This window comes from Aurantimonas sp. A3-2-R12, assembly GCF_036016755.1.
Taxonomy (GTDB): Bacteria; Pseudomonadota; Alphaproteobacteria; order Rhizobiales; family Rhizobiaceae; genus Aurantimonas; species Aurantimonas coralicida_A.
Genome location: NZ_JAYXIH010000031.1, coordinates 1 through 23,396 on the forward strand (window position 1 = coordinate 1; position 23,396 = coordinate 23,396).

Consider the following 23,396-nt stretch of genomic DNA (forward strand, 5'->3'; position numbering starts at 1 on the left):
AAATCTGATGAAACAGCCTTTCCCATAGAGCACCTCCTGCTCACAGAGAATCAAACCGAACATCAAATGGGAACCCGTCGATTCAAATTATTCGCCGGATGCTCTAGCCGAAGCTGTTGAGGCTCAGCCGGATTCGCGACACAAAGGTCCAGGTCGTCATCGCCGCGAACACATAGGCGATGGCCGCGAAATATTGCGGAAACAGGCAGAACAGCACGAAGGCCGCGATCGTCTCGGTCGCTTCCGCGAGCCCGGTCGTAAAGAACAGCGACTTCCTGCCCCGTTGCTCCGTGGCAAGCTTGCGCTTCTCGGCCATGATCGCGAAGGCAAGGAAGCTCGCGCCATTGGCGTAGAAGCTCATCAAAAGGACCGCCGCCGCCAGCCCGTTCGCCGCCGGATCGAGGATCGCGAAGGCGAGCGGGATTATGCCGTAGAAGACATAGTCGAAGACGATGTCGAGATAGCCGCCGAGATCGGTCGGAGCGGTTTGCCGCGCCACCGCGCCATCGAGCCCGTCGGCCAGCCGCGACACCAAGATGAGGACCAGCCCCCCCCAGAGAGAACCGAAGGCGATCGCCACCGCGGCGGCGAGGCCGAGGACGAGGCCGGCGACCGTCACGCTGTTGGCACCGACGCCCCGGCGGCACAGGACCACAGCCAGCCGGTTCATCGGCGGATCGATCCGTTTCTTCAGGACACCGTCGAGCAAACTTTTACCGTCCAAACTTCTGACGTCGCGCGATTGACCCTGGCACGCCGCACCGCGATAAAGGGAACGAGGCGACAGGCATTGGAACTGGCCATGTACAAGGCGACGACTTGCGAGATCACGGTCACCGTGACGCCCGCCTACCTTGAGGACCAGTCCCAACCGGACGACGGCCGTTGGTTCTGGGCTTACACGGTCGAGATCACCAACGGCAGCCGTGAACCGGCGCAACTGCGATCACGATACTGGCACATCACCGATGCCAACGGCCATGTCGAGGAGGTTCGCGGCCCCGGCGTCATCGGGGAGGAGCCGGTGCTGTCGCCTGGCGACAGTTTTACCTACACCTCCGGCTGCCCACTCGGCACATCCTCCGGCTTCATGCGCGGCCATTACGAGATGCAGGGACCCGACGGCACGTTCTTCACGGTGGAGATCCCGGCGTTCTCGCTGGACGTACCCGTGCGGCAGCGGGTGCTGAATTAGGCCGAGACCATCGGCATGAGCGCGGTCTGATCCGCCTATTCTGACGCCGGCGCGTCGCCCGACGTCGCGTCCGCCTCAAATTCGGCCGGGTCGAACTCGTAGCCCTCGCCGCAGAACTCGCAGGTGACTGCGATCTTGCCGTCCTCGACGCTCTCGCCGATCTCCTCCTGGGAGAAGTTCGACAGGACGTCGCGGATTCGCTCGCGCGTGCAGGAACAGTCGTCGGCGACGGGTTTGGCAGGGAACACCCGCACTCCGCGCTCGTGAAAGAGTCGGAATAGCAGCCGCTCGACACCGACATCGGGGTCGGCAAGCTCGGACGCATCGATCGTGTCGACCAACGCGCGCACCTCGACCCAGGCGTCGTCCGGCTCGAAGCTCCCCTCGGGATCGTCGGCCCCTTCCGGCGCGTCTCCGCCCGGCAGATCGGGCAGACGCATGCGCTCCGGCGCCTCGGGCAGGAACTGCGCGATGAGGCCGCCGGCTCGCCAACCCTCGACGAACCCGTTCTCGCCGCGCCGGGCGATCTTGGCGACCGCCAGCTTCACCGCCGTCGGAATCTGCTCCGACTGGCGGAAATAGGCCTCGGCCACTTCTTCCATCGATGTGCCGTTCAGTTCGACAATGCCCTGGTAGCGCTGCATATAGGCGCCCTGGTCGACGGTGAGCGCCATGACGCCCTTGCCCAAAAGCGCCTCGGAATGCGTCGTGCCGGCGCTGATGGCCGCGTCGAGCTTGGCGTCGTCGAAGCGGGCATAGGCTCTGACGCTCGAGGGCGTGGCGAAATCGACGACGAGAAGGTCCACCGGCCCGTCCGTCTGAGTCTGGGCGATGAACTTGCCGTCGAATTTCAGCGACGTGCCGAGCAACACCGTCAGCGCGATCATCTCGGCGAGCAGGCGCGACACCGGCTCGGGATAATCGTGACGCCCGAGGATCTGATCCAGCATGGGGCCGAGTTGGACCGCCCGGCCGCGCGCTTCGAGCGCCTCGACGTTGAAGGGGACTACGGCGTCGTCGCCGGCATAGCCAAACTCGCCGAGCGCGCGTTCTGCCTCAGCCATGCTTCTTACCCGCCATGCCCTGCTGCGATGGGTCCGCGACGACTTCGCCGAAACACCAGGCCAGGATCGATTTTTGCGCGTGAAGCCGGTTTTCCGCTTCGTCGAAGACCACCGACTGCGGTCCGTCGATGACGGCGTCGGTCACTTCCTCGCCGCGATGGGCCGGGAGACAATGCATGAAAAGCGCCTCGGGCTTGGCATGCGCCATCAGGCGCTCGTTCACCTGATAGGGCATGAAGACATTGTGGCCGCGGGCTTGGTCCTCGCGGCCCATGGACACCCAGGTATCGGTGACGACGCAATCGGCGCCGGTCACCGCTTCCACCGGGTCGTCGGTAGTTAGGATCGAGGCCCCCGCATTGCGAGCCCTTTCGACGAAGTGCATGTCGGGTCCCGATCCGGCGGGTGTCGCGACCCGCAAGGCGAAATCGAACCGGGCCGACGCCTCGACGAAGGAGGACAAGACGTTGTTGCCGTCGCCGGTCCAGGCGAAGGTCTTGCCGCGAACCGGCCCGCGCTTTTCCTCGAAGGTCAGAAGATCGGCCATGATCTGGCAGGGATGCGTGTCGTCGGTCAGTCCGTTGATCACCGGCACGGTGGCGAACTCGGCGAGTTCCATCAGCCGCGCGTGCGCGGTCGTGCGGATCATGATTGCGTCGACATAGCGCGAAAGCACCCGCGCCGTATCAGCGATCGTCTCCTCACGGCCAAGCTGCATTTCCGCGCCCGACAAAAACAGCGTCTCGCCGCCGAGCTGGCGCATGGCGACATCGAACGACACGCGGGTGCGCGTCGAGGGCTTGTCGAAGATCATCGCCAGCACCTTGCCGGCAAGCGGTTTCGGGCCATTGCGGCCGAGCGCCTTGCGCTCCGCCGCATCGCTCATGATGGCGCGAAGCTCGCCGCTTTCGACCGCCGCGATATCGAGAAAATGCTTGGGATGTCCGTTCATCATCGCTCCGGCCTCATGCACTCTTGCGCCGGTTGCCCAGCGACAGGGAAGCAACGGCCGTTTCAATGCGGGCCATTCCTTCCCGGACTTCGTCCGCCGTCAGGATCAGCGGCGGCAGCAGACGTACGACATTGTCTCCGGCCGGAACCGCCAAGAGCCCCTGCTCCCGCATGCCCGCCACCAGTTCGGTGTTGGGAACCTTGGCCTTGAGGCCGAGTAGCAGACCTTCGCCGCGGATCTCCTCGACGACGTCGGGATAGCGGTCGGCCAGCGATGCCAGCGACTGCTTGAACAACAGTGCGGTGTCGCGGACATGCTCAAGGAAACCGTCCGCCAGCACGATGTCGAGAACCGCGTTGCCCACGGCCATGGCCAGAGGATTGCCGCCATAGGTCGTGCCATGGGTTCCCGGCGTCATGCCGATGGCCGCTTCCGCCGTCGCCAGGCATACGCCCATGGGAAAGCCGCCGCCGAGACCCTTGGCCGAGGCCAGGATATCCGGCGCGGCGCCCGAATGCTCGTAGGCGTAGAGCGTGCCGGTTCGCCCGATCCCGGTCTGCACCTCGTCATAGATCAGCAGGATGCCATGCTTGTCGCAAAGCCCGCGCAACCCCCGGAGACACTGGGGCGGGACCTTGCGGATGCCGCCCTCCCCCTGGATCGGCTCGATCAGGATCGCGGCGACGTCCGGCGCGGCAGCGGCCTGTTTCAGCGCTTCGTGGTCGCCGAACGGCAGTTGATCGAAGCCCTCGACCTTCGGGCCGAAGCCTTCGAGATATTTCTTCTGGCCGCCGGCGGCTATCGTCGCGAGGGTCCGCCCGTGGAACGCGCCCTCGAAGGTCAGAATCCGGAAACGTTCGGGCGCGCCGCTGACAAAGTGATAACGCCGCGCCGTCTTGATCGCGCATTCCAGCGCCTCGGCGCCCGAATTGGTGAAAAAGGCGCGATCGGCAAAGGTCGCGGCGGTCAATCGTTCGGCGAGGCGCCGCTGGCCGGGAATCTCATAAAGATTAGACACATGCCAGAGCTTCTCCGCCTGGTCCTTGAGCGCGGCGACGAGATGCGGATGGGCATGACCGAGGGAATTGACCGCGATACCGCCGCCAAAATCCATGTACCGTCGGCCATCGCGCGTCTCCAGCCAGACGCCTTCACCGCGCTCGAAGGCGAGATCGGCGCGCGCGTAGGTCTCGAAGAGAGGCGATTGATGGTCCTTGCTGTCAGCCATGGCGATCGACTTCGCTGATGATCCGGTTCGGCTCCCGGGTGGGATCGTCTTGGATCAGGTTCTGGAAACGTCAAAGCCTGCCGAGAGGGCAGGCTTTGCGGGTCGCTCCGAATGCATCGGATGCCTAGCTATACCACAGCGGGTCGGGCGGGTGTCAATGAAACCCGCAGAAGGATACTATCGGAAGCGATCGTTTGCCCCGTGGGCAACCGCCTTCGCCGCGAGGGCTTTGGCGAAAAGAGGTCGATTGAATGAATTCCGATTGGCCCGTCTTGCCTTTCCCGGCCTGGCGGGAAACCTGCAAGGCCCTTCATCTCTGGTCGCAGATTGTCGGCAAATACCGGCTCGCCCATACCCCCTGGGTCAATCATTCCTGGCACGCCACCCTCTATGTCACCCCACGCGGGTTGACGACCGGTCCGATCCCGGATCCCGGCGGCGTGGTCACGCTCAGCTTCGACTTTTGCGACCATGCTCTTGTGGCCGAAGCCGCAAGCGGTTCGCGTGAAAGCTTTCCGCTACAGCCGATGAGCGTCGCCGCCTTCTTCGACCGCACCAAGCGATTGGTCACGTCCGTGGGCGGTGAGCCTTCCATTCATGGCCGCCCTAACGAATTGCCGGACGAGGTTCCATTCGCCTCCGACACCGAGGAGCGGCCTTACGACCGCGACGCGGTGCGCCGCTTCCACCAAGCCCTTATCCATATCGATCGTGTGTTCGGACGTTTTCGCACAGGCTTTGTCGGCAAGGTCAGCCCGGTGCATCTCTTCTGGGGCGCGCTCGATCTTGCCGTGACACGTTTTTCCGGTCGCCCCGCCCCTTTGCATCCCGGCGGTTTTCCAAACTTGCCGGATGTGGTGACGCGCGAGGCCTACAGCCACGAGGTCTCTTCGGCAGGGTTCTGGCCGGGGGGCGGCGGCATCGACGAGGCGATGTTCTATTCCTACGCCTACCCCGTGCCGAATGGCTTCGCGGACCGTGCGGTGGAGCCGGTCGCCGCGCGCTTCGACGCGAAGCTCGGAGAGTTTCTGCTGCCGTATGAATCGGTCCGGACAAGCGCCGATCCGGAAGCGACGCTGCTGCGGTTCCTGCAATCGACCTACGCGGCAGCGGCCGATAGGGGTGGCTGGAACCGGGCCGCGATGGAGTGCGAATTCGGCGTGCCTCGCGTTCCGCGCAAAATTCACGGTCTGCGTTAACGCCCCATTAACCCACAAGTCTGGGGAAAACGACAAATCGATTCGCCTGTGACACGCTGGACTCTTGTCACAGAGTCCAGCGATGGGCTAAATTGAATTCAAGATACTAGATTTCGTGCGGCGGACCTAGTTCCTCAATAAATGTAGTGCGTCACCTCGCACACCGTTTGTGCGGGGTGAAGGATTCCGCCCGCCGCATATTTTTGCTGTAAGGAGCTTGTCATGGGCTGGACCGACGAACGCGTGGAGTTGCTGAAGCAGCTTTGGACGGAGGGCCTCAGTGCCAGCCAGATTGCCGAGAAGCTGGGCGGTGTCAGCCGCAATGCGGTGATCGGAAAGGTCCATCGGCTGAAGCTGGAATCGCGCGCGAAGTCTCCCAATGTCGCGGCTCCGGTTGCGGAACGGCAAGCGTCGCCCCACTTGAAGGAAGTCGAGACCATCGAAATGGTGCAGCCGGCACGTTTTATGCCGGCGCAATCGGTTTCGGCGCGCTCGATGCCCCGCACCCACGGTGCGACGGCTTTGAAGATGGATCCCGAGGAGGAGACGGAAGTGATCGCCGAACCCCAACGTCAATCTGGCGAAGTGGTCCCGATCGCGCGTAAGCTCAGCCTCGTGCAACTGACCGAGAGCACCTGCAAATGGCCAGTGGGCGATCCGCTGAAGCCGGGTTTCCACTTTTGCGGCAACGGCTCGAACGAGTCTTCGCCCTATTGCGAATACCACGCGTCATTGGCCTTCCAGCCGGCATCCGAACGGCGACGGGCGCGCTGACAAGCGCGCGTCCTTCCGAGCTTTCACTTTCCGGGAAATCGAGACCGCCATTCGGCGGTCTCTTGGTATTCGGAGGTCTCTTCGTCTTGAACGGCCGCGGATGCTCGTTCCTCTACGACCCCGCGCTCTCCATCGCGCTTGTCGCCGACGGTTTGGCGGTGGCGGAGAATTGCTCGTCGAGGGCGTAGCCGGCACCGCGAACAGTCCGGATCGGGTCTCGCTCGCGGCCGCGTTTGATTGCCTTGCGCAGGCGTCCGACATGGACGTCGACGGTGCGCTCATCCACATAGATGTCCCTGCCCCAGACGCCATCGAGCAGTTGCTCGCGGGAGAACACCCGCCCTGGGGACTGCATGAAGAACTCCATCAGCTTGAACTCGGTCGGGCCGAGCTTGATCTCGCGGCCGGCCCGGCGAACCCGGTGGTTCTCCCGATCGAGGTCGATATCACCGGCGGTCAAAAGCTTGGAGATTTTCTCGGGCTTTGCCCGCCGCAGCATTGCCCGAACCCGTGCGATCAGTTCCGGCGTCGAGAACGGCTTGACCACGTAATCGTCGGCGCCGACCGACAGGCCGCGCACGCGTTCGCTTTCCTCGCCGCGGGCGGTCAGCATGATGATCGGAAGTTTCTCGCTCTCGCCGCGCTGACGAAGTCTGCGGCAAAGTTCGACGCCGGACAAACCCGGCAGCATCCAATCCAGGATCAGGAGGTCGGGTAATTCTTCCTTGAGGCGCAGGTCCGCCTCGTCGCCCCGGGTAATGACGTCGACCTGGTAACCTTCGGCTTCGAGATTGTAGCGAAGCAGGACGCCGAGCGCGTCCTCGTCCTCCACCACGGCGATGCGTGTGGCCATGTCCGTTTACCCTTCGGGGCCGGCGGGCGGCAGGTTGGACCCCTGCTGCACCAAGGACGGAGTGCTGTCGCCTTTCGGCCGCTCCGCCTCCATCTGTTCGCCGGTCTGGATATAATAGATCGTCTCGGCGATGTTGGTCGCGTGGTCGCCGATGCGCTCGATGTTTTTCGCGCTGAACAGCAGATGCGTGCAGGCGGTGATGTTGCGCGGATCTTCCATCATGTAGGTCAGCAGCTCACGAAAGATCGAGGTGTACATCGCGTCGATCTGCTCGTCATTGTCGCGAACCGCCATCGCCCGAAGGTGATCGTGCTCGCCATAGGCGTCGAGCACTTCCTTCAGCTGCACCAGCGCCAGTTCCGACAAATGCTCGATGCCGCGCACGAGTTGCACCGGCTGGGAATGGTCGTGCACGGCGATCACACGCTTGGCGATATTCTTGGCCAGATCGCCGATCCGCTCCAGATCGTTGGAAATGCGGATGGCGCCAACAATCTCGCGCAGGTCGACGGCCATCGGCTGGCGCTTGGCGATGGTGCGGATCGCCCGCTCGTCGAGGTCGCGCTGGGCCGCGTCGAGCAACACGTCATCGGCGACGACCGACTGCGCCAGATCCCAGTCGCTGCGCATCAAGGCCGCGACCGACTGCTCGACCATCCGCTCGGCCTGGCCGCCCATCTCCGAAATCCGGCGCACGATGAATTTGAGTTCGTCCTCGTAGGACGTGACGGTATGCTCGGTCATCTGCCGCTTTCCTCATAGTTTTCGTTCAGCCGAAGCGCCCGGTGATGTAGTCTTGGGTGCGCTTGTCGTCGGGGTTGGAGAACATTTTCTCCGTCGCCCCGACCTCGACGACGCGGCCCAGATGGAACATCGCCGTGCGCTGCGACACCCGCGCCGCCTGCTGCATCGAGTGGGTAACGATCACGATCGTGTAGTTCTGCTTCAATTCGTCGATCAGTTCCTCGATCTTGGCGGTCGCGATCGGATCGAGGGCCGAACACGGCTCGTCCATCAGGATCACCTCGGGCGAGACGGCGATGGCGCGAGCGATGCACAGACGCTGCTGCTGACCGCCAGACAAGCCGGTCCCCGGTTCATCGAGACGGTCCTTGACCTCCTCGAACAGGCCAGCCTTGCGAAGGCTGGTCACCACGATCTCTTCCATCTCCGTCTTCGACGTCGCCAGGCCGTGGATACGCGGTCCGTAGGAGACGTTGTCGAAGATCGACTTGGGAAATGGATTGGGCTTCTGGAAGACCATGCCGACCCTGGCGCGTAGCTCCACCACGTCGATGTCGGGATCGTAGATATCCCGGCCGTCGAGCGTGATATGGCCTTCGACCCTGGCGATGTCGATCGGATCGTTCATCCGGTTGAGACAGCGCAGGAAGGTCGATTTCCCACAGCCGGACGGGCCGATCAGGGCGGTGACCTGACGCTCCTCGATGTCGAGATCGACGTCGAACAGGGCCTGTTTCTGGCCGTAATAGACCGAGACCTTTTCGCCCCGCATCTTGATCGGATGGTTGGGTCGCACCGCAGCTCCCTTCGCTGACGTCGTTTGCATATCGTCCACCATGGCGGATTCCTGTCGCAAGATCACCAGCGCCTCTCGAAACGGCGGCGCAGAAGAACCGCGGTAAGATTCATCACGGTTAGGAACATCAAGAGCACGACGATCGCGGCACTGGTGCGCGCGACGAATCCGCGCTCGGGACTGTCGAACCAGATGAAGATCTGGGTCGGGAGCGCGGTGGACGCGTCCACTATGCTGGATGGCGCCGACGTGATGAACGCGTTCATGCCGATCAGCAGCAAGGGTGCGGTTTCGCCGAGTGCCTGGGCCAGACCGATGATCGTTCCAGTCAGGATGCCGGGCAACGCCACGGGAAGAACGTGGTGGCCGATGACCTGCATCTCGGAGGCGCCAACGCCCCTCGCCGCTTCACGGATCGACGGCGGCACGCCCTTGAGCGCGCTGCGCGTCGTGATGATGATGGTCGGAAGCGTCATCAGCGCCAGCACGAGCCCGCCGACGAGCGGCGCGGAACGGGGCAATCCGAAAAAGCCCAGGAACAGCGCAAGGCCCAGGAGGCCGAAGACGATGGACGGCACCGCGGCAAGATTGTTGATGTTGATCTCGATGAAATCCGTCAGCCGGTTTTTCTTGGCATGTTCCTCCAGATAGACTGCGGCTCCGACGCCGAGCGGCACGGCCACGACCAGGCAGACGAGCAGCAGGAAGAACGAGCCGATGATTGCGCCCTTGAGGCCGGCCAGCTCCGGAAAGCGGCTGTCCGCGTTGGTGAACAGACCCCAGTCGAATGTCGAGCGGATGCGCCCGGCCTCATCGAGCGCCTGATAAACCTCGATCTGCCGGTCGCTGAGCGGACGCCGACTGGCGTCGACGGTGGGATCGATCACGCCCTCATAGAGCTGCTCATAGGGGTCGGATACCGGAACCCACACATCGAGCCCCTCGGTAACGGCAGCGCCAGCTGCAGCGATCGCATCCCTGACGTCGTATTGCGCGCCGTCGCTGAGGATCGAGGTGATCTCGCGGCGCTCCTTGCGACCCTCGGTCGCGGGAAAGAACGACAAAATGGCATCGTTGGCAGCCGAGCGGGGGCTTTTTGCCGCCGCCTCCTCGACGCTGGAAAAGGGCGGTATTTCGATGCGGACTTGGGTCTGCGTCCAGGCGCCCATGGACGAGCTGACGACCGACCCGACCAGGATCGCGAGCATTGTGAGGGCGAACAGGATCGCCACGATCCCGTACAGCTTGAGACGCGTCTGCGCGGCCTTGCGCCGTTTCAGGCTCGACCGAACCAATTGCTGCGTGCGGGAGGTCTCGCCGCCGGAAGACACGATCTCAGTCATATTGTTCCCGGAAGTGCTTGACGACCTGCAGCGCGATGAGATTCAGGCCGAGCGTCGCGATAAACAGCGTCAGACCGAGACCGAACGCGGCGAGTGTCTTGGGGCTGTCGAATTCCGTGTCGCCAGTGAGCAGCGAGACGATCTGGACTGTGACCGTCGTGACGCCTTCCAAGGGGTTGGCGGTCAGATTGGCGGTGAGCCCCGCAGCCATCACCACGATCATCGTCTCGCCGATCGCCCGGCTCGAGGCCAGGAGAACACCGCCGACGATGCCCGGAAGGGCCGCCGGTAGCACGACGCGCATGACGGTTTCGGCCTTGTTCGCGCCGAGGCCGAACGAACCATCCCGCAGCGACTGCGGCACCGAATTCAGCGCATCGTCGGAGAGCGAGGAGATGAACGGTATCAGCATCACGCCCATCACCAGGCCGGGCACGATCGCCGCCGTCGGCGAGACGGAGACGCCGACTACCTCGCCGGCTCCTCGGATCGCCGGAGACACAACCAGGACCGCGAAGAAGCCGTAGACGATGGTCGGGATCCCAGCCAGGACCTCGATGAGTGGCTTGACCAGGCCGCGAACCGCCCTCGGCGCGAATTCGGACATGTAGATCGCCGCGAACAGCCCGACGGGCAGCGCGACGATCATCGCGGTCGTCGCGATGACGAAGGTTCCGACGAAGATCGGCACGGCGCCGAATGCACCAGTGCTGCCGACCTGATCGGCACGAATGGCGATCTGCGGATCCCATTTCGTTCCGAAGAAGAATTCGATCGGCGAGACCACCGCGAAGAACCGGAATCCCTCGAATACCAGTGAGAAGAAAATTCCCGCCGTCGCCAGAATCGACACGGTGGCGCAACCAATCAGCAGCCATTTCAGGATCCGCTCGGCGTTGTTGCGCGCCTGGAACCGCACCCGGACCCGCGCCAGCACCCAGGCAATGGCGCCGGCACCGATAAGCAGGAGGAGCCCCGCCAAAATCCACCGCGACAGGGTGGCAGCGCTTTTGAAGCGCTCCGCGGCGGCCAAAACCGCCGCACTGGGCTCGCCGAAGGTAATACCCACAGCGGCCTGCCGGACCTCGCCGACGATGAGGCTGAGCCGTGATGGGCTCAGTCCGTCCGTCACTGACGACGGCAGCAGCGTGCGAATATAGGCGTTCAGGATGGCCGGCTCGAGCAACAGCCAGGCGACGATCAGCGCGAGACTTGGCACCAACACCAGCAGCACCGCCAGATATCCGTGATATTTCGGAAGCGAGTGGAGCCGCGCTTCGCTCGCCGCGCCCGAACGGCGTGCCTTGCGGCTGGCAAGAATGAAGCCGGCGATGCTCAACAGCACCGGAATGGCGAAGATGATGCTCAGCGGCACGGCCAGGCTCCGTTGGGGTCCCGCCGACCCGGATAGGCCGACGGGATTGCTTGAAGGCGTAGGCTAGGAAACGCCGGATGTCAGCCCTGAGGAGCTTCCATCGAGCCGCCGTTCACAGTCTTGTCCTGGATCTCTTTCAGCTTTTCGTCCTTCAGCGGGACGAGGCCGCGGTCCAGCAGATAGCCATCCTGTCCCATCGCGTTTTCGCTGACATATTCCGCGACGAACTCGTTGAGGCCGGGAATCGCCTGACGGTGTGCATTCTTGATGTAGACGAACAGCGGACGGGATACCGGATACTCGCCCGATTCAACGGTCGTCTCCGACGGCGTGACGCCACCGATCTCCGCCCCCTTCAGCTTGTCCTGATTTTCGTACAGGAAGGAATAGCCGAAGATGCCGAAGGCGCTCGAATCGGACTCCAGACGCTGGACGATGAGGTTGTCGTTCTCGCCGGCTTCGACAAACGCGCCGTCGGTGCGCATGCGCTGGCAGACTTCGGCCTTGCGGTCGTCTTCGAGAGCTTCGACTTCGGCAAGCTCGCCGCAGCCTTCTTCCATGACGAGTTCGACCCAGGCGTCGCGGGTGCCGGACGTCGGCGGCGGGCCGTAAACCAGGATCGGCTCGGCGGGCAGCGAAGCATCGATCTCGTTCCAGCTCTTGTACGGATTGGCCTTGATCTCGCCGTCGACGGGCACTTCGGCGGCAAGCGCCTTGTAGAGCTGCTCTTTGGTGACGGACAGATCCGGGCCGTTCTGCGACGACGCGAGCGAAAGCGCGTCATAGCCGAGCAACACCTCGGTGATGTCGGTCACGCCGTTCTTCTGGCACAACTCCCACTCGGACGGCTTCATGGCACGCGACGCGCCAGTGATGTCCGGGGTCTGGGCGCCAACACCTTCGCAGAAGATTTTCATGCCGCCGCCGGTACCGGTGGATTCGACAACCGGTGAGGAAAACTCCGACTGGTTCGCGAACTGTTCCGCGACAGCCTGGGTGTAGGGAAAAACAGTCGAAGAGCCCACGATTTGGATCTGATCACGGCTCTGCGCGCCAGCCTGGCCGGTCAAAGCGATTGCGGTGCCGAGCGCAAGGCCGGCGATGAGTCTGTTGTTCACGGGAAGATCTCCTTGAGGAGTTTCGTTGAGAACCGAGCGTTGAATTGCCACCCTGCTTGGCGGCTACGGTTCGCCGTCACCTCTATCGACGTCGCACGAACTCTATATGACACCTTGAACTCAGTTTTATGACACCATAACGCATTGATTATTATTGTATTTTAAGATTGCACTGACGTTCGCCGCGGATCGGGAAAGCGCGCCGTGAAGACCGACCCCTCACCGATACGCGAGACGATCACAAGCCGACTGCGATGGCGCAGGAGGATATTGCGGACAATCGACAGGCCCAGACCGGTGCCGTGCTTGGCGCGCGAGTTGCCCACATCCACCCGGTAGAAACGCTCGGTGAGCCGCGGTACGTGCTCGGCGGGAATGCCGGGACCGAAATCGCGAACCGAAGCGTCGATCACCGGTTCTCCCCGTTCGCTGGTTAGGGACAACTCCATTTCAACGCGCTTGCCACTCTCACCGTATTTGCAGGCGTTCTCGACGAGGTTCGAGAACACCTGGATCAGTTCGTCCTCGTCGCCGGCAACGACGAAGGCGCCCTCGGGAACGGAAAAATCGATCGTCATACCAAGTTCCGCGGCGAGCGGGGTTAAGTGCGATCGGACCTTGTTCAAGACCGCCGCCAGGTCGGCGGTCGCCGCGATGGGCACATGCCGCTTCATCTCAATCCGGGAAAGTGACAACAGATCGTCGATCAGCCGCGACATCCGCGTGGCCTGCTCGCGCATGATCTGCAGAAAGCGCTCGCGCGCGGCGGCGTCGTTGCGGGCGGGTCCCTGCAGCGTCTCGATGAAGCCGGTCAGCGACGCCAGCGGTGTGCGCAGCTCATGGCTCGCATTGGCGACGAAATCCGTCCGCATGCGCTCGATCCGCAATTCCGCCGTCCGGTCGCGGAACAGAATCAGGAAGAAATGCGGCCGCTCGCCCTGATGCGGCGGAATCGCCACGATCTCGGCTTGCCAGGTTCGCTCGGGCCGCCGCTCCTCAAGCATGGCATAGGCCGGCTGAAGGCTTGCGATGGCGCCCTCGATAGTGCCCAGCAATTCCGGCGAGCGGAAGCGAAGCGAAATCGGGTCCCCGAGCGCCATGTTGCCGAAGGCGATCAGCGAGGCCGGGTTCCGGTAGCGCAGCAGCATCGCACGGTCGACGATAAAGCCTGGCTCCTGAAGCGCCTCGACCACTGCCTTCATGCCCCGCGCCGGCCAAATCGACTGCCCTCCATCCGCGGCGGGGGCTCGCCCGCGGGCCGCTCCACGTCCACGAGGCCAATGCATGACAAGCATGAGCAGAACGAACACGAGCAGCGCGCCGACCGCGGCCTCGGGAACCCACCAGGCGAGAGCACCAAGCGCCACGGCTGCAGCAAGGCTCGTGCGTTTGGTATGGCTGGTTCTGCTTACGCCAGTGGCGTCGGTGCTCAGTTCATCTTCCGGTCGTCCGGTCAAAGCCATCGGTCTGCCTTTGCCGGGAAATTTGCGAATCGCAAGGGAAACAGCATGGAGCGAGCCTACGACGGTCCCGTCAGATTTTCATGACGAGGTGGCGGATTGCGTCGCCGCGCCGGGGCGGCTGCGCCGATCCCTCATTCGACCGGCCGAAGGCGAAACCCGTAAACATTGAGGTCGCGCGCGTTTCCGCCGACGCCCGGACCGATCGCAAGCTGCGCCGGTCCGTCGACACCTGCCGGCACATCCATGTCGAACACGAAGGTTTCCTCCCCGATTGTCGTCGAAAAGCGCTGCCGGCCACAAACAGTTTTGCCGGCGAACAGGCACCGGATGGTGAACTCGCGAGGCGTATCGTCCGGCGAGCCGACGGTCAGTTCGCCGCGCGCCTTCTGGCCGGCCAGTCGCGCAACGATACCGGGTCCAATCAGCAGCGCGATTTCGGCCTCCTCCGTATCAGCCGGCCCCTCGATCTGGACGGCGGCGCGTCCGCCGGCGCCGTCGATCGCTTTTACCCGGCCACCGGTTTCGGCCGACACGCGGTCGAATTGACCGCCGGCAAAAACCTCAATCCAGTTTTCTTGAGAGGCCCCGGCCGCGACTCCGTCAGAAGATCCGACACGGACACGCCGTCCGGTGGTTTCCTGCTCCGACCCGACAGCCGTCGGGTCTGATGACGTGCGGGACAGTGCGAACCAAGTGGCCACGGCAACGAGCAGTAAAATCACGAGGGCGATCACCGAAATGGCGAGACGCCGGTGCGCCCATCGCGCCGGCGGGGCGCGACGACCACCCGGCGACCAGGCGTCGTCGGCCTGCGCGATCCGATCTTGCTCCGGGTCGCTTAAAATCGGCACGGTGTCGATCCCGCGTTCCCCCGCCAGCCGCGCGGCGCCGGCCGCAGTCGCCTGCCGCACCGGTGCGTCGAGCCCGCCGGGGGGCGACTCGGCGACAAAGGGAGATCGGCCACCACCGGATGTGGCAACCGCGACATCGGCCGGGATTGCCTCCCCGCCTTGCCAGTCTCGAAAGGCCGCCGGAGGATAGTCGGCTTCGATCGCCTCGATCGCCGCCATCAACTCGTCGCGCTGGCGATTCGCCTCCGCCTCGTCCTGATTCTTGTCGGTCACCACGCGAATCATCGCGCGCTCGGCCGCCTCATAAACCTTGACGCGGAAATCCGGATCGGCCGCGTTGCCCTTTTCCAGAGCGCGTCTGACGCCCCGTTCGATCGCGCTGATCACGATTTTCCACCCTTGTCGGTAAGAAAAGCTGCGCCTCCTTCGATATATAGCAAAAGAGGCCAGCACGGCTTGTACCGGGGGGCGTGGCGGCATTCAATCCCGCATCTGCCGTGCACAGCCGCTCCTTGGGTGGCGGCTCGCGAAATTGACGTCACTTTGCGGTGGAGAATGTCCCGCCACGAACAAGCCCCAAACGAACGAGTCAGAGATGTCATCAAAGCACGCGCCCGAGCTTCCCAACCGCATCGCCGATCACGGGGTGATTGGAGACATGCGGACGCTGGCGCTGGTCGCCATGGACGGAACCATCGACTTTTTCTGCCATCCGAACATCGACGCGCCGACGCTGTTCGCCGGCCTCCTGGACCCGAAGAACGGTGGTTTCTTCCGGCTCACGGCGGGCGGAGGCACCGACGAGCGCAAGCATCGGCAGATGTATCTGCCGGACACCAACATTTTGATCACGCGGTTTCTGGACAATGACGGCATCGGCGAGGTCTGTGATTTCATGCCGGTCGACGGCTCCGGCCGCATCGTGCGCCGCGCCAAGGCGATCATGGGTGCAGTCACCTTCGAGCTGACGATCGCGCCACGGCCCGACTACGGCCGGCGCGCGCCTGTCATCCAGCCGATCGAAGGCGGCTTCACCGTTGGGTGGGAGGGGTCGAATGACATTGTCTATTTCTATACGAGAATCCCCCTCGAGATCGACGGCGAGAACGTTCACGGAACCATTCAATTGGCCGAGGACGAGACCTGTCACGTGGTCTTCTGTCCCGGCCGTAAGGATCAGCCGACGGTCGATGACGGCTACGTCGCCAAGGTCTCCTCCCGAACCCGCGATTACTGGCACGAATGGGTCGAGAGCGGCACCTATCCGACCTATTGGCGTGATCTCGTTGTGCGATCGGCGCTGACGCTCAAGCTTCTGACCTCATCCGAATACGGCTCGATCGCCGCCGCCGGGACATTCGGCCTGCCCGAGGTGATCGGCGGCGAGCGAAATTGGGACTATCGCTTCACCTGGGTGCGCGATGCCGCCTTCACCCTCTACAGCCTGTCACGCCTCGGCTATTACGACGAAGCCGAGGCATTCGTCCATTTCCTCATGGTTCGGGCCGTGGAAACCGGCGAATCGGGCCTGCAGATCATGTACGGCATGGACGGGTCGGAGCAGCTGCCGGAATCCAATCTCGATCATCTCGAAGGGTATTTCGGTTCTCAGCCCGTACGGATCGGCAACGAAGCCTACAGCCAGCGCCAGATGGATATCTACGGCGAGTTCATGGACGCGGTCTATATCGCATCCAAGGCCCGCGGAAAGCCCGCCTATTCCGTCTGGAAGAAGCTGTCCGGCATTCTCGACTGGCTCTGCGACAATTGGCACCTGCCCGACAAGGGCATCTGGGAAAGCCGGGGCGAACCGCGGGAGTATCTGTCATCGCGACTGATGTGCTGGGTGGCGCTCGATCGTGGCATTCGTATCGCCAACGACCAGTCGATGCCCGCCGACACAGCTCGCTGGCGCGGCCAGCGCGACCTGATACAGCAGTCGATTCTCGAGGAATTCTGGGATCCGGACATCGGCGCCTTTACCCAGTTCAAAGGCAGCAAGGGGCTCGACGCCGTCGTACTGCTCATGCCGCTGGTCAAGTTCATCAACCCGCGCGACCCGATGTGGACGTCGACCCTGAAGGCGGTCAAACGCCATCTCGTTCACGACTGCCTGGTCAAGCGTTACATCAACACCGAAGAGAACCACGACGGCCTCGATGGGGAAGAGGGCGCCTTCACCATCTGCTCGTTCTGGTACGTCGAGGCATTGGCGCGGACCGGATACGTCGCCGAGGCACGGCTGCTGTTCGAAAAGCTCCACACCTACGCGAACCATCTCGGGCTCTATTCGGAGGAGCTGTCTTCGGCCGGCGACCATCTGGGCAACTTCCCGCAAGGCCTGACACATCTTTCGCTGATCTCTGCAGCCATTTGGCTCGATCGCGCGTTGAACGGTGATAGACAAGACCCGAACCATTTCGAGTTCCAGATGCTGGAGGATCCAGATGGCGTCTTCTGACCTGCACAGCCTTGCCGGACAGACTGCGATCGTCACCGGCTCCTCGTCGGGTATCGGCGAGGCCACCGCGCGGGAACTGGCGCGGGCCGGTGCCGATGTGGTCATCAATTTTTATGGCTCTGACCAAGACGCCGACACCGTCGTCGCAGACGTCCGCGCGCTCGGGCGACGCGCCATCAAAATCGCGGCGGACGTCTCCAACGAGGCCGATGTCATCGCCATGTTCGACGAAGCAGAAACCGAACTCGGGCCGATCGACATCGTCGTGTCCAACGCCGGCGTGCAAAAGGATGCTCCCCTGACCGAGATGAGTCTCGACGACTGGAACATGGTGATCGGAGTTAATCTGACCGGCGCTTTCCTGGTCGGGCGGGAAGCGGTGCGGCGGTTCCGCCAGAAGGGACTGCGCGAAGACGTCAGCCCGGCGCTCGGCAAGCTCGTCTTCGACTCCTCCGTTCACCAGTTGATCCCTTGGGCCTTTCACGTCAATTACGCCGCTTCCAAAGGCGGCGTCGACATGCTCATGCGCTCGATCGCCCAGGAGGTCGCGGCCGAGAAGATCCGGGTGAACTCGATCGCGCCCGGCGCCATCGCAACGGCCATCAACGCCGATGAGCGCGAGAACCACCGCGACGCGATGCTCAAGCTCATTCCCTATGGCCGGATCGGCGAGGCGGTCGACGTCGGCCGCACCGTTGCCTGGATGGTCTGCGACGCGGCCGATTACCTGACTGGACAGACCATTTTCCTCGACGGCGGCATGACGCTGTATCCCGGCTTCAAGGGCAACGGCTGAACGGCCGGCATCGAGGAAAAACCCCCGCCCTGCCCTTTCCTTTCGCATCTGCTATGGAGGCGCGTTCAATCGCGTCGTTTCGCACGGCTCGCGACCGACGCAGCAAAAGGAGAAGCGCCATGGCCCTGAACGGCAAGGTTGCGATTGTCACCGGCGGCGCCAAGGGAATCGGCTACGCGATTTCGCGTCGCTTTCTCGAGGACGGCGCCAAAGTCGTCATCGCCGACGTCGACGAAAAGGCCGGCACCGCCGCCGCGGCCGAACTCGGCGAACTCGGCGAGGTCCGGTCGATCGTCTGCAACGTCGCCGACCGGCTGCATGTCCACAACCTCCTCGCCGCAGCGCTCGACCAGTTCGGCGACGTCGATATCCTCGTCAACAATGCCGGTATCGTCCACAAGGCGGACTTCCTCGACCTCGACGAAGAGGCGTTCGACCGCGTGCTGAACATCAATCTGAAGGGATCCTTCCTTTGCGGCCAGGCGGTCGCCCGTCATTTGGTCGAAAAGGTCAAGGCTGGCGGCGCCCCCGGCGCGATCGTCAACATGTCGTCGGTCAACGCTGTCTTCGCGATCGCCGACCAGGTCGGCTATTCGGTCTCGAAGGGCGGCGTCAATCAGTTGACCAAGGTCATGGCGCTGTCGCTGGCGCCGCACGGCATTCGCGTCAACGCCATCGGTCCCGGGTCGATCATGACCGACATGCTGCGCGCTGTGGCAGAGGACAAGGAAGCCTCGCGGCGCATCCTGTCACGCACGCCGCTGGGCCGGATCGGCCAGCCGGAGGAGATCGCGGCGATCGCCGCCTTCCTGGCGTCTGACGACGCCAGCTATATCACCGGGCAAACGATCTATGCCGATGGCGGCCGTCTCGGTCTCAACTATACGGTGAACGTCGCGGAGGACGACTGATCACCGCCACTGTCCCTTCATAAAGCGACGGCGCCGGATTGCTCCGACGCCGCGTCATTCTTCCGATCGGTCTGACGGACTGCTTCAGCCCTGCTCCTCGCCGTCCTCGGGCTCGCTGCTGCGCATCGAGGTGAGCTTGGCGAACACCGCGGCCGCATCCAGTTCCTCGTCCTCGGCGGCGGCTTCGCCGCGGCCCCAATTCTGCGTCTGCGACGCCGACAAAAGCCGCTCTTCCTCCGCCAGTTCTTCCGGCCGCACGATACCGCGAGACGCTTTTTCCACTTCCAGGTCGAGATTGATCTGCGTGCACAGACCAAGCGTTACCGGATCCATCGGCTGGAGATTAGCGGAATTCCAATGGGTCCGATCGCGAATCTGCTGGATGGTGTTCTTGGTCGTACCGACCAGACGCGAAATCTGCGGATCCTTCAGTTCCGGATGGCTGCGCACCAGCCAGAGGATCGCGTTCGGCCGGTCCTGGCGCTTGGAGACCGGCGTATAGCGCGGCGCCTTGCGCTTGGCTTCCGGCACACGCACCTTGGGCGCCGACAGCTTCAGCTTGCGATTGGGGTCCTTCTCCGCCGCCTCGATCTCGTCGCGCGATAGCTGCCCGGTCATAACGGGGTCGAGCCCCTTGATGCCTTGCGCCGATTCGCCATCCGCGATCGCCTTGACCTCCAAATGATGCAGCGTGCAGAAATCCGCGATCTGTTCGAAGGACAGCGAGGTGTTGTCGACAAGCCAGACGGCCGTCGCTTTCGGCATCAATAATTGCTGTGCCATGAATACAATCCTCCTTAGTGCCTGCCCCGGGAGGCAAGCCGTGGATGTTCAACCACATGTCCGGGAATTCGGCCGCCCTTATAGGCGCGTCGCCGCGGCGACGCAAGGAAATCGAAACGAATTATCAGGATCGGAGGATCGGGGCGGCGGGGGCGGCGGCAACGTCCGCGCGCGCGGCCGAGTACCACGCTGCGGTTGCACCGCAAGCGAGCACGCTGGGCGACGACGCCGAGTATCGAGAGCAGATTTGCGGCCAGCCGCGCCTGACGGACACGGCGGCGCTCCCTTCGGCCGATCCGCAACCGCGGAGCCTTTCACGGCACGCGAAAGGACGGCGGTCGCCTCAGATCGAGACGAACGCCGACAGTGTCACTTGATGGTGATCGTGCCGAACATGCCGGCTTCCTTGTGCCCGGGAAGCGCACAATCCACCGGGATATCTTCGCCGGTTTGAACCGGTACGATGAACCATTCGACCTCGCGGTTTGGCCCGACTTCGATCTCAGTCACAGGACCCTTTATTTCGGCGACCAACTCTCCGGCCGGGTCCGTGATTTCCACCTTACGCGTGAAAATCTTCTCGATGAATTCATGGCCTTCGAACTCGTGCTTCACGTCGTCGACGTTTTTCAGCACGATCTTGTAGGCCTTGCCGGTTTCCAACTCGATGTGGTCCGGCTTGAAATACATCTTGTCACCGGATGTGCCCATTTCGATGACGATTTCCGTTGGGTCCGCCCGGCTGAGGTCTCCGGCGGCCTGCGCGGCCGACGACAACAACAACGCGGCGACCGGAAGCAGGATTGCAATCCGTTTCATCTGATGATCTCCTTCGAATAACTTCACCTCTTGAACGCTACGTCAAACGGCGCTCGCGACTATTGACCCAAATCAACGGTGGTTCGGTTTATTCGATATCCGCATTCTGCCGTAGGGGATTCGGAGGCATTGGGGCGCGCGTGCGCGCGGCCGCGGCTATACGATCGCGGCGCGGTTTAGGCGCCGACCTCGATCGGCAACCCCGCAGCTTTCCATTCGGGATAGCCGTCTTCCAGGCGGCGGGCTAGAAGCCCGTGCGAACGCATCGCGGCGACTGCCTCGAAGGAAAAGACGCACCAGGGACCGCGGCAATAGGCGACGATTTCATGGCTCGGATCGAGTTCGCCAAGCCGCGCCTCCAGCTCGCCGGGAGGGACGTTGATCGCGCCCGGCAGATGGCCGGAGGCGAACTCGTCCGCCGGGCGGACATCCAGGACAGTGACCCGGCCGTCGCTTGCGCGGGCCACCAACTCCTCGCGCGTCACGGGCTCAAGCGTGTCCCGCGCGTCGAAATACGATCGCTGGATCTGTGCGACTTCGTCGAGGGTTCGCGTCCCCAGCCGCGAAAGCGCCGCCATCAGATCGAGCACCGCGTCGTCGGCGAGACGATAGCGCACGAATTTGCCGTCCCGCCGCGCCGCGACCAGGCCGGCGCGCTTCATCTGCTGGAGATGATGCGAGACATTGGCAAGCGGCAGCCTCACCCGCGCTGCCAGCCCTTCCACGCTTCGCTCGCCCTGCGCCAGATGCTCCAGCATCTCCAGCCGATGAGGCGAGCCGAGCGCCTTCGCCACGACCGCAAACTCCGCATAGAGGGCCTGCTTCGGGCCGATTGACATCACTGCCACGCTCTCACTATATCATTCAAAGCTTCGTTTGAATGTAATGCGAAGCGGATCATAAAACAAGCCACTCGCGCAAAGGATGGCCGCATGACCCAGTCCCTTCTGGCAAACGAACCGCTCATCCGCACGTCGATCTTCCTCGGCATCCTGCTCGCCATGGCGCTCTGGGAGGTTGCCGCGCCGCGGCGGCGGGGGGAAATTCCCCGCCTCCTGCGCTGGACCAACAATCTCGGCGTCGTCGTCGTCGACACGCTCCTCGTCCGCCTCACCTTTCCGATCGTCGCGGTCGGCCTCGCGCTTCTCGCCGAGGAGCGCGGCTGGGGCCTGTTCAACATTTTCGAGGTGCCGGGCTGGATCGCGGTGATCGTGGCGATATTGGCGCTCGATCTGGCGATCTATTTGCAGCACGTCATGTTCCACGCCGTGCCCGCCCTGTGGCGGTTGCACCGGATGCATCACGCCGATCTGGAATTCGACGTGACCACCGGCTTGCGCTTCCACCCGGTCGAAATCCTTCTGTCGATGGGGATCAAGCTGGCGGTCGTCGCCGCGCTCGGGCCACCGGCGGTGGCGGTGCTGATTTTCGAAGTGCTCTTGAATGGCACCGCCATGTTCAATCACAGCAACATCCGCATCCCGCTGGCCGTCGACCGGGTACTGCGATTGTTCGTGGTGACGCCGGACATGCACCGGGTCCACCACTCCATCCACCCGAGCGAGACCAACAGCAATTTTGGTTTCAACGTGCCGTGGTGGGACCGACTACTCGGAACCTACAAGGCACAGCCGAGGGATGGCCACGAAGCCATGACCATCGGCATCGAGCAGTTTCGCACCCGTCGCGATCTCTGGCTCGACCGGATGCTGATCCAGCCGGTCAAGGGACCGGCAAGCGGCTACGCAATCAATCGGAAGCGCGGGGAAAAGGCCGAGGAGGGCCCCCGCGCGGATTGGCCGTGATCGGCTCGACTTTTGCGGGCCTATCGAGCGGCCGCCGACAGGCTTTTCTCCCGGCACCGGCCAACCCCATCAGAGGAACGACGCATGAATGAGACCACAGGACATCGCGGCGACAGACCGTGGTCCCGAACCGCGCTCACCGGCTTCGCGCTCGGCCTGGGCGCGATCGCCGGGATCGCGCTATCAGGCATCGGCTACCGGTATGGCTGGTGGCAGGTCACGACCGCGCTGAACATCTCGACCTATGCGGCCTATACGGCGGCGCTCGGCCTCGTACTCTCGGTCATCGGCCTCGCGCGATCGCGTCCCGGCGGCGAGCGGCGCGGCTTTCTGGTGGGGCTTCTCGGTCTCGCGGCCTCCTTGCCGGTGGTCGCGATGGCGGCAGAGTGGGAATACGCCACCCGGGCCTATCCGCCGATCAATGACGTTAGCACCGATATCGAGGACCCGCCGGTTTTCTGGGACATGCCCAAGCCGACCGACTATCCGGGCGGAGAGGTCGCCGAGTTGCAGCGCGCGGCCTACCCCGATCTGGCGCCCCTGGCGCTGACGGTCACGCCCGACCAGGCCTTTTCCCTGGCTCGCGAGCTCGTCGATGACGAAGGCTGGGAGATCGTCGCGGAAGAGCCCGAGGATGGCCGGATCGAAGCCGTCGCCGGCAGTTTCCTCTACGACTTCAAGGACGAGGTCATCATCCGCGTCACGCCTTCGGACGGCGGCGCGATCATCGACGTCCGCTCGCGCTCGCGCACTGGGCGCCTCGATCGGGGAGTGAACGCGAAACGGATCCGCGCGGTCCTTACCGAACTGAAAGAGCGGTCCGGCGACGTCCGGCCTTGAGCCCACGCCGCGCCGGACGATGGCGC

24 protein-coding genes are annotated in these 23,396 nt (G+C 63.5%); 9 read left to right on the forward strand and 15 right to left on the reverse strand.

Going from position 1 to position 23,396, the window contains the following annotated elements; translation table 11 throughout:
* Positions 1-103: 103 nt before the first annotated feature.
* The gene (locus tag VSX60_RS15485) at positions 104-709 is read right to left on the reverse strand and encodes a CDP-alcohol phosphatidyltransferase family protein (protein ID WP_327625156.1); all 606 of its coding nucleotides are present in this window, start codon (positions 707-709) and stop codon (positions 104-106) included.
* A gap of 93 nt (positions 710-802) precedes the next feature.
* Between VSX60_RS15485 and apaG the strand changes: the two genes are divergently transcribed.
* Positions 803-1,195, forward strand: coding sequence for a Co2+/Mg2+ efflux protein ApaG (gene apaG, locus VSX60_RS15490; protein WP_327625157.1), 393 nt, complete (start codon positions 803-805; stop codon positions 1,193-1,195).
* A gap of 35 nt (positions 1,196-1,230) precedes the next feature.
* Here the strand turns inward: apaG and VSX60_RS15495 are convergent, their stop codons facing one another.
* Genes VSX60_RS15495 through VSX60_RS15505 form a run of 3 tightly spaced genes read right to left on the reverse strand, consistent with a single transcriptional unit; the run spans position 1,231 to position 4,439 of the window.
* Entirely contained in the window at positions 1,231-2,259 is a 1,029-nt protein-coding gene (locus tag VSX60_RS15495; RefSeq protein WP_327625158.1) for an Hsp33 family molecular chaperone, read from the reverse strand.
* Positions 2,252-3,214, reverse strand: coding sequence for an ornithine carbamoyltransferase (argF, locus tag VSX60_RS15500; RefSeq protein WP_327625159.1), 963 nt, complete (start codon positions 3,212-3,214; stop codon positions 2,252-2,254). The genes VSX60_RS15495 and argF overlap by 8 nt, the downstream gene beginning before the upstream one ends.
* 10 nt (positions 3,215-3,224) lie before the next feature.
* The gene (locus tag VSX60_RS15505; protein WP_327625160.1) at positions 3,225-4,439 is read right to left on the reverse strand and encodes an aspartate aminotransferase family protein; all 1,215 of its coding nucleotides are present in this window, start codon (positions 4,437-4,439) and stop codon (positions 3,225-3,227) included.
* A gap of 251 nt (positions 4,440-4,690) precedes the next feature.
* On the opposite strand from VSX60_RS15505, the gene VSX60_RS15510 reads away from it, so the two are divergent.
* Both VSX60_RS15510 and VSX60_RS15515 read left to right on the forward strand, forming a co-directional pair.
* Entirely contained in the window at positions 4,691-5,638 is a 948-nt protein-coding gene (locus tag VSX60_RS15510; protein ID WP_327625161.1) for a DUF5996 family protein, read from the forward strand.
* Between the two features lie 222 nt (positions 5,639-5,860).
* Positions 5,861-6,412, forward strand: coding sequence for a GcrA family cell cycle regulator (locus VSX60_RS15515; RefSeq protein ID WP_327625162.1), 552 nt, complete (start codon positions 5,861-5,863; stop codon positions 6,410-6,412).
* A 112-nt stretch (positions 6,413-6,524) separates the two neighbouring features.
* Here the strand turns inward: VSX60_RS15515 and phoB are convergent, their stop codons facing one another.
* The 8 genes from phoB to VSX60_RS15555 form a co-directional block, all read right to left on the reverse strand.
* Positions 6,525-7,265: a phosphate regulon transcriptional regulator PhoB gene (gene phoB / locus VSX60_RS15520; RefSeq protein ID WP_327625163.1), complete on the reverse strand. Its 741-nt coding sequence runs from the start codon at positions 7,263-7,265 to the stop codon at positions 6,525-6,527.
* A gap of 6 nt (positions 7,266-7,271) precedes the next feature.
* Positions 7,272-8,009, reverse strand: a complete 738-nt coding sequence (phoU, locus tag VSX60_RS15525) for a phosphate signaling complex protein PhoU (RefSeq protein WP_327625164.1) — start codon at positions 8,007-8,009, stop codon at positions 7,272-7,274.
* Between the two features lie 25 nt (positions 8,010-8,034).
* Positions 8,035-8,835, reverse strand: a complete 801-nt coding sequence (gene pstB, locus VSX60_RS15530) for a phosphate ABC transporter ATP-binding protein PstB (RefSeq protein ID WP_327625204.1) — start codon at positions 8,833-8,835, stop codon at positions 8,035-8,037.
* Positions 8,836-8,867: 32 nt separating this feature from the next.
* Positions 8,868-10,148 carry a phosphate ABC transporter permease PstA gene (gene pstA / locus VSX60_RS15535; RefSeq protein ID WP_327625165.1) on the reverse strand — a complete coding sequence of 427 codons (1,281 nt, stop codon included), beginning with the start codon at positions 10,146-10,148 and terminating at the stop codon, positions 8,868-8,870.
* Positions 10,141-11,523, reverse strand: coding sequence for a phosphate ABC transporter permease subunit PstC (pstC, locus tag VSX60_RS15540; protein ID WP_327625166.1), 1,383 nt, complete (start codon positions 11,521-11,523; stop codon positions 10,141-10,143). Before pstC ends, pstA begins: the two co-directional genes overlap by 8 nt.
* Before the next feature lie 80 nt (positions 11,524-11,603).
* Positions 11,604-12,641, reverse strand: a complete 1,038-nt coding sequence (locus tag VSX60_RS15545) for a substrate-binding domain-containing protein (protein WP_327625167.1) — start codon at positions 12,639-12,641, stop codon at positions 11,604-11,606.
* A gap of 161 nt (positions 12,642-12,802) precedes the next feature.
* The gene (locus tag VSX60_RS15550; RefSeq protein ID WP_327625168.1) at positions 12,803-13,843 is read right to left on the reverse strand and encodes an ATP-binding protein; all 1,041 of its coding nucleotides are present in this window, start codon (positions 13,841-13,843) and stop codon (positions 12,803-12,805) included.
* A 392-nt stretch (positions 13,844-14,235) separates the two neighbouring features.
* The gene (locus VSX60_RS15555) at positions 14,236-15,342 is read right to left on the reverse strand and encodes a hypothetical protein (protein ID WP_327625169.1); all 1,107 of its coding nucleotides are present in this window, start codon (positions 15,340-15,342) and stop codon (positions 14,236-14,238) included.
* A 208-nt stretch (positions 15,343-15,550) separates the two neighbouring features.
* Here VSX60_RS15555 and VSX60_RS15560 point away from each other — a divergent pair, with 208 nt between their 5' ends.
* From VSX60_RS15560 to VSX60_RS15570, 3 genes are all read left to right on the forward strand, one after another.
* Complete coding sequence (locus VSX60_RS15560; RefSeq protein ID WP_327625170.1) at positions 15,551-17,416, forward strand: glycoside hydrolase family 15 protein; 1,866 nt, start codon at positions 15,551-15,553, stop codon at positions 17,414-17,416.
* Complete coding sequence (locus VSX60_RS15565) at positions 17,403-18,212, forward strand: SDR family oxidoreductase (RefSeq protein WP_327625171.1); 810 nt, start codon at positions 17,403-17,405, stop codon at positions 18,210-18,212. Before VSX60_RS15560 ends, VSX60_RS15565 begins: the two co-directional genes overlap by 14 nt.
* Before the next feature lie 119 nt (positions 18,213-18,331).
* Positions 18,332-19,123, forward strand: a complete 792-nt coding sequence (locus VSX60_RS15570) for an SDR family NAD(P)-dependent oxidoreductase (RefSeq protein WP_327625172.1) — start codon at positions 18,332-18,334, stop codon at positions 19,121-19,123.
* An 84-nt stretch (positions 19,124-19,207) separates the two neighbouring features.
* Here VSX60_RS15570 and VSX60_RS15575 read toward each other — a convergent pair whose 3' ends face one another.
* Positions 19,208-19,906, reverse strand: coding sequence for a DUF1013 domain-containing protein (locus VSX60_RS15575; RefSeq protein WP_327625173.1), 699 nt, complete (start codon positions 19,904-19,906; stop codon positions 19,208-19,210).
* A 44-nt stretch (positions 19,907-19,950) separates the two neighbouring features.
* On the opposite strand from VSX60_RS15575, the gene VSX60_RS15580 reads away from it, so the two are divergent.
* Entirely contained in the window at positions 19,951-20,283 is a 333-nt protein-coding gene (locus tag VSX60_RS15580) for a hypothetical protein (RefSeq protein WP_327625174.1), read from the forward strand.
* On the opposite strand, the gene VSX60_RS15585 is transcribed toward VSX60_RS15580, so the two are convergent.
* Together VSX60_RS15585 and VSX60_RS15590 are read right to left on the reverse strand one after the other, a co-directional pair.
* Complete coding sequence (locus tag VSX60_RS15585) at positions 20,276-20,725, reverse strand: cupredoxin domain-containing protein (protein WP_327625175.1); 450 nt, start codon at positions 20,723-20,725, stop codon at positions 20,276-20,278. The two genes, VSX60_RS15580 and VSX60_RS15585, sit on opposite strands and share 8 nt — an antisense overlap.
* Before the next feature lie 176 nt (positions 20,726-20,901).
* Complete coding sequence (locus VSX60_RS15590; RefSeq protein WP_327625206.1) at positions 20,902-21,564, reverse strand: ArsR/SmtB family transcription factor; 663 nt, start codon at positions 21,562-21,564, stop codon at positions 20,902-20,904.
* Positions 21,565-21,657: 93 nt separating this feature from the next.
* On the opposite strand from VSX60_RS15590, the gene VSX60_RS15595 reads away from it, so the two are divergent.
* Positions 21,658-22,530: a sterol desaturase family protein gene (locus VSX60_RS15595; protein ID WP_327625176.1), complete on the forward strand. Its 873-nt coding sequence runs from the start codon at positions 21,658-21,660 to the stop codon at positions 22,528-22,530.
* A gap of 84 nt (positions 22,531-22,614) precedes the next feature.
* On the forward strand, positions 22,615-23,370 hold the full coding sequence (locus tag VSX60_RS15600; protein ID WP_327625177.1) for a DUF1499 domain-containing protein: 756 nt from the start codon (positions 22,615-22,617) through the stop codon (positions 23,368-23,370).
* The last annotated feature ends 26 nt before the right edge of the window (positions 23,371-23,396 follow it).

What these genes read in the sequence shown, in the direction of transcription:
- argF (WP_327625159.1), bottom strand. Translation starts at nt 3,214, where the DNA reads ATGATGAACGGACATCCCAAGCATTTTCTCGATATCGCGGCGGTCGAA.
- VSX60_RS15595 (WP_327625176.1), top strand. Translation starts at nt 21,658, where the DNA reads ATGACCCAGTCCCTTCTGGCAAACGAACCGCTCATCCGCACGTCGATC.
- VSX60_RS15580 (WP_327625174.1), top strand. Translation starts at nt 19,951, where the DNA reads ATGTTCAACCACATGTCCGGGAATTCGGCCGCCCTTATAGGCGCGTCG.
- VSX60_RS15515 (WP_327625162.1), top strand. Translation starts at nt 5,861, where the DNA reads ATGGGCTGGACCGACGAACGCGTGGAGTTGCTGAAGCAGCTTTGGACG.
- VSX60_RS15495 (WP_327625158.1), bottom strand. Translation starts at nt 2,259, where the DNA reads ATGGCTGAGGCAGAACGCGCGCTCGGCGAGTTTGGCTATGCCGGCGAC.
- VSX60_RS15585 (WP_327625175.1), bottom strand. Translation starts at nt 20,725, where the DNA reads ATGAAACGGATTGCAATCCTGCTTCCGGTCGCCGCGTTGTTGTTGTCG.
- VSX60_RS15505 (WP_327625160.1), bottom strand. Translation starts at nt 4,439, where the DNA reads ATGGCTGACAGCAAGGACCATCAATCGCCTCTCTTCGAGACCTACGCG.
- VSX60_RS15600 (WP_327625177.1), top strand. Translation starts at nt 22,615, where the DNA reads ATGAATGAGACCACAGGACATCGCGGCGACAGACCGTGGTCCCGAACC.
- VSX60_RS15560 (WP_327625170.1), top strand. Translation starts at nt 15,551, where the DNA reads ATGTCATCAAAGCACGCGCCCGAGCTTCCCAACCGCATCGCCGATCAC.
- phoB (WP_327625163.1), bottom strand. Translation starts at nt 7,265, where the DNA reads ATGGCCACACGCATCGCCGTGGTGGAGGACGAGGACGCGCTCGGCGTC.
- apaG (WP_327625157.1), top strand. Translation starts at nt 803, where the DNA reads ATGTACAAGGCGACGACTTGCGAGATCACGGTCACCGTGACGCCCGCC.
- VSX60_RS15575 (WP_327625173.1), bottom strand. Translation starts at nt 19,906, where the DNA reads ATGGCACAGCAATTATTGATGCCGAAAGCGACGGCCGTCTGGCTTGTC.
- VSX60_RS15590 (WP_327625206.1), bottom strand. Translation starts at nt 21,564, where the DNA reads ATGTCAATCGGCCCGAAGCAGGCCCTCTATGCGGAGTTTGCGGTCGTG.
- phoU (WP_327625164.1), bottom strand. Translation starts at nt 8,009, where the DNA reads ATGACCGAGCATACCGTCACGTCCTACGAGGACGAACTCAAATTCATC.
- VSX60_RS15510 (WP_327625161.1), top strand. Translation starts at nt 4,691, where the DNA reads ATGAATTCCGATTGGCCCGTCTTGCCTTTCCCGGCCTGGCGGGAAACC.
- VSX60_RS15565 (WP_327625171.1), top strand. Translation starts at nt 17,403, where the DNA reads ATGGCGTCTTCTGACCTGCACAGCCTTGCCGGACAGACTGCGATCGTC.
- pstB (WP_327625204.1), bottom strand. Translation starts at nt 8,835, where the DNA reads ATGCAAACGACGTCAGCGAAGGGAGCTGCGGTGCGACCCAACCATCCG.
- VSX60_RS15550 (WP_327625168.1), bottom strand. Translation starts at nt 13,843, where the DNA reads ATGAAGGCAGTGGTCGAGGCGCTTCAGGAGCCAGGCTTTATCGTCGAC.
- pstA (WP_327625165.1), bottom strand. Translation starts at nt 10,148, where the DNA reads ATGACTGAGATCGTGTCTTCCGGCGGCGAGACCTCCCGCACGCAGCAA.
- VSX60_RS15570 (WP_327625172.1), top strand. Translation starts at nt 18,332, where the DNA reads ATGGCCCTGAACGGCAAGGTTGCGATTGTCACCGGCGGCGCCAAGGGA.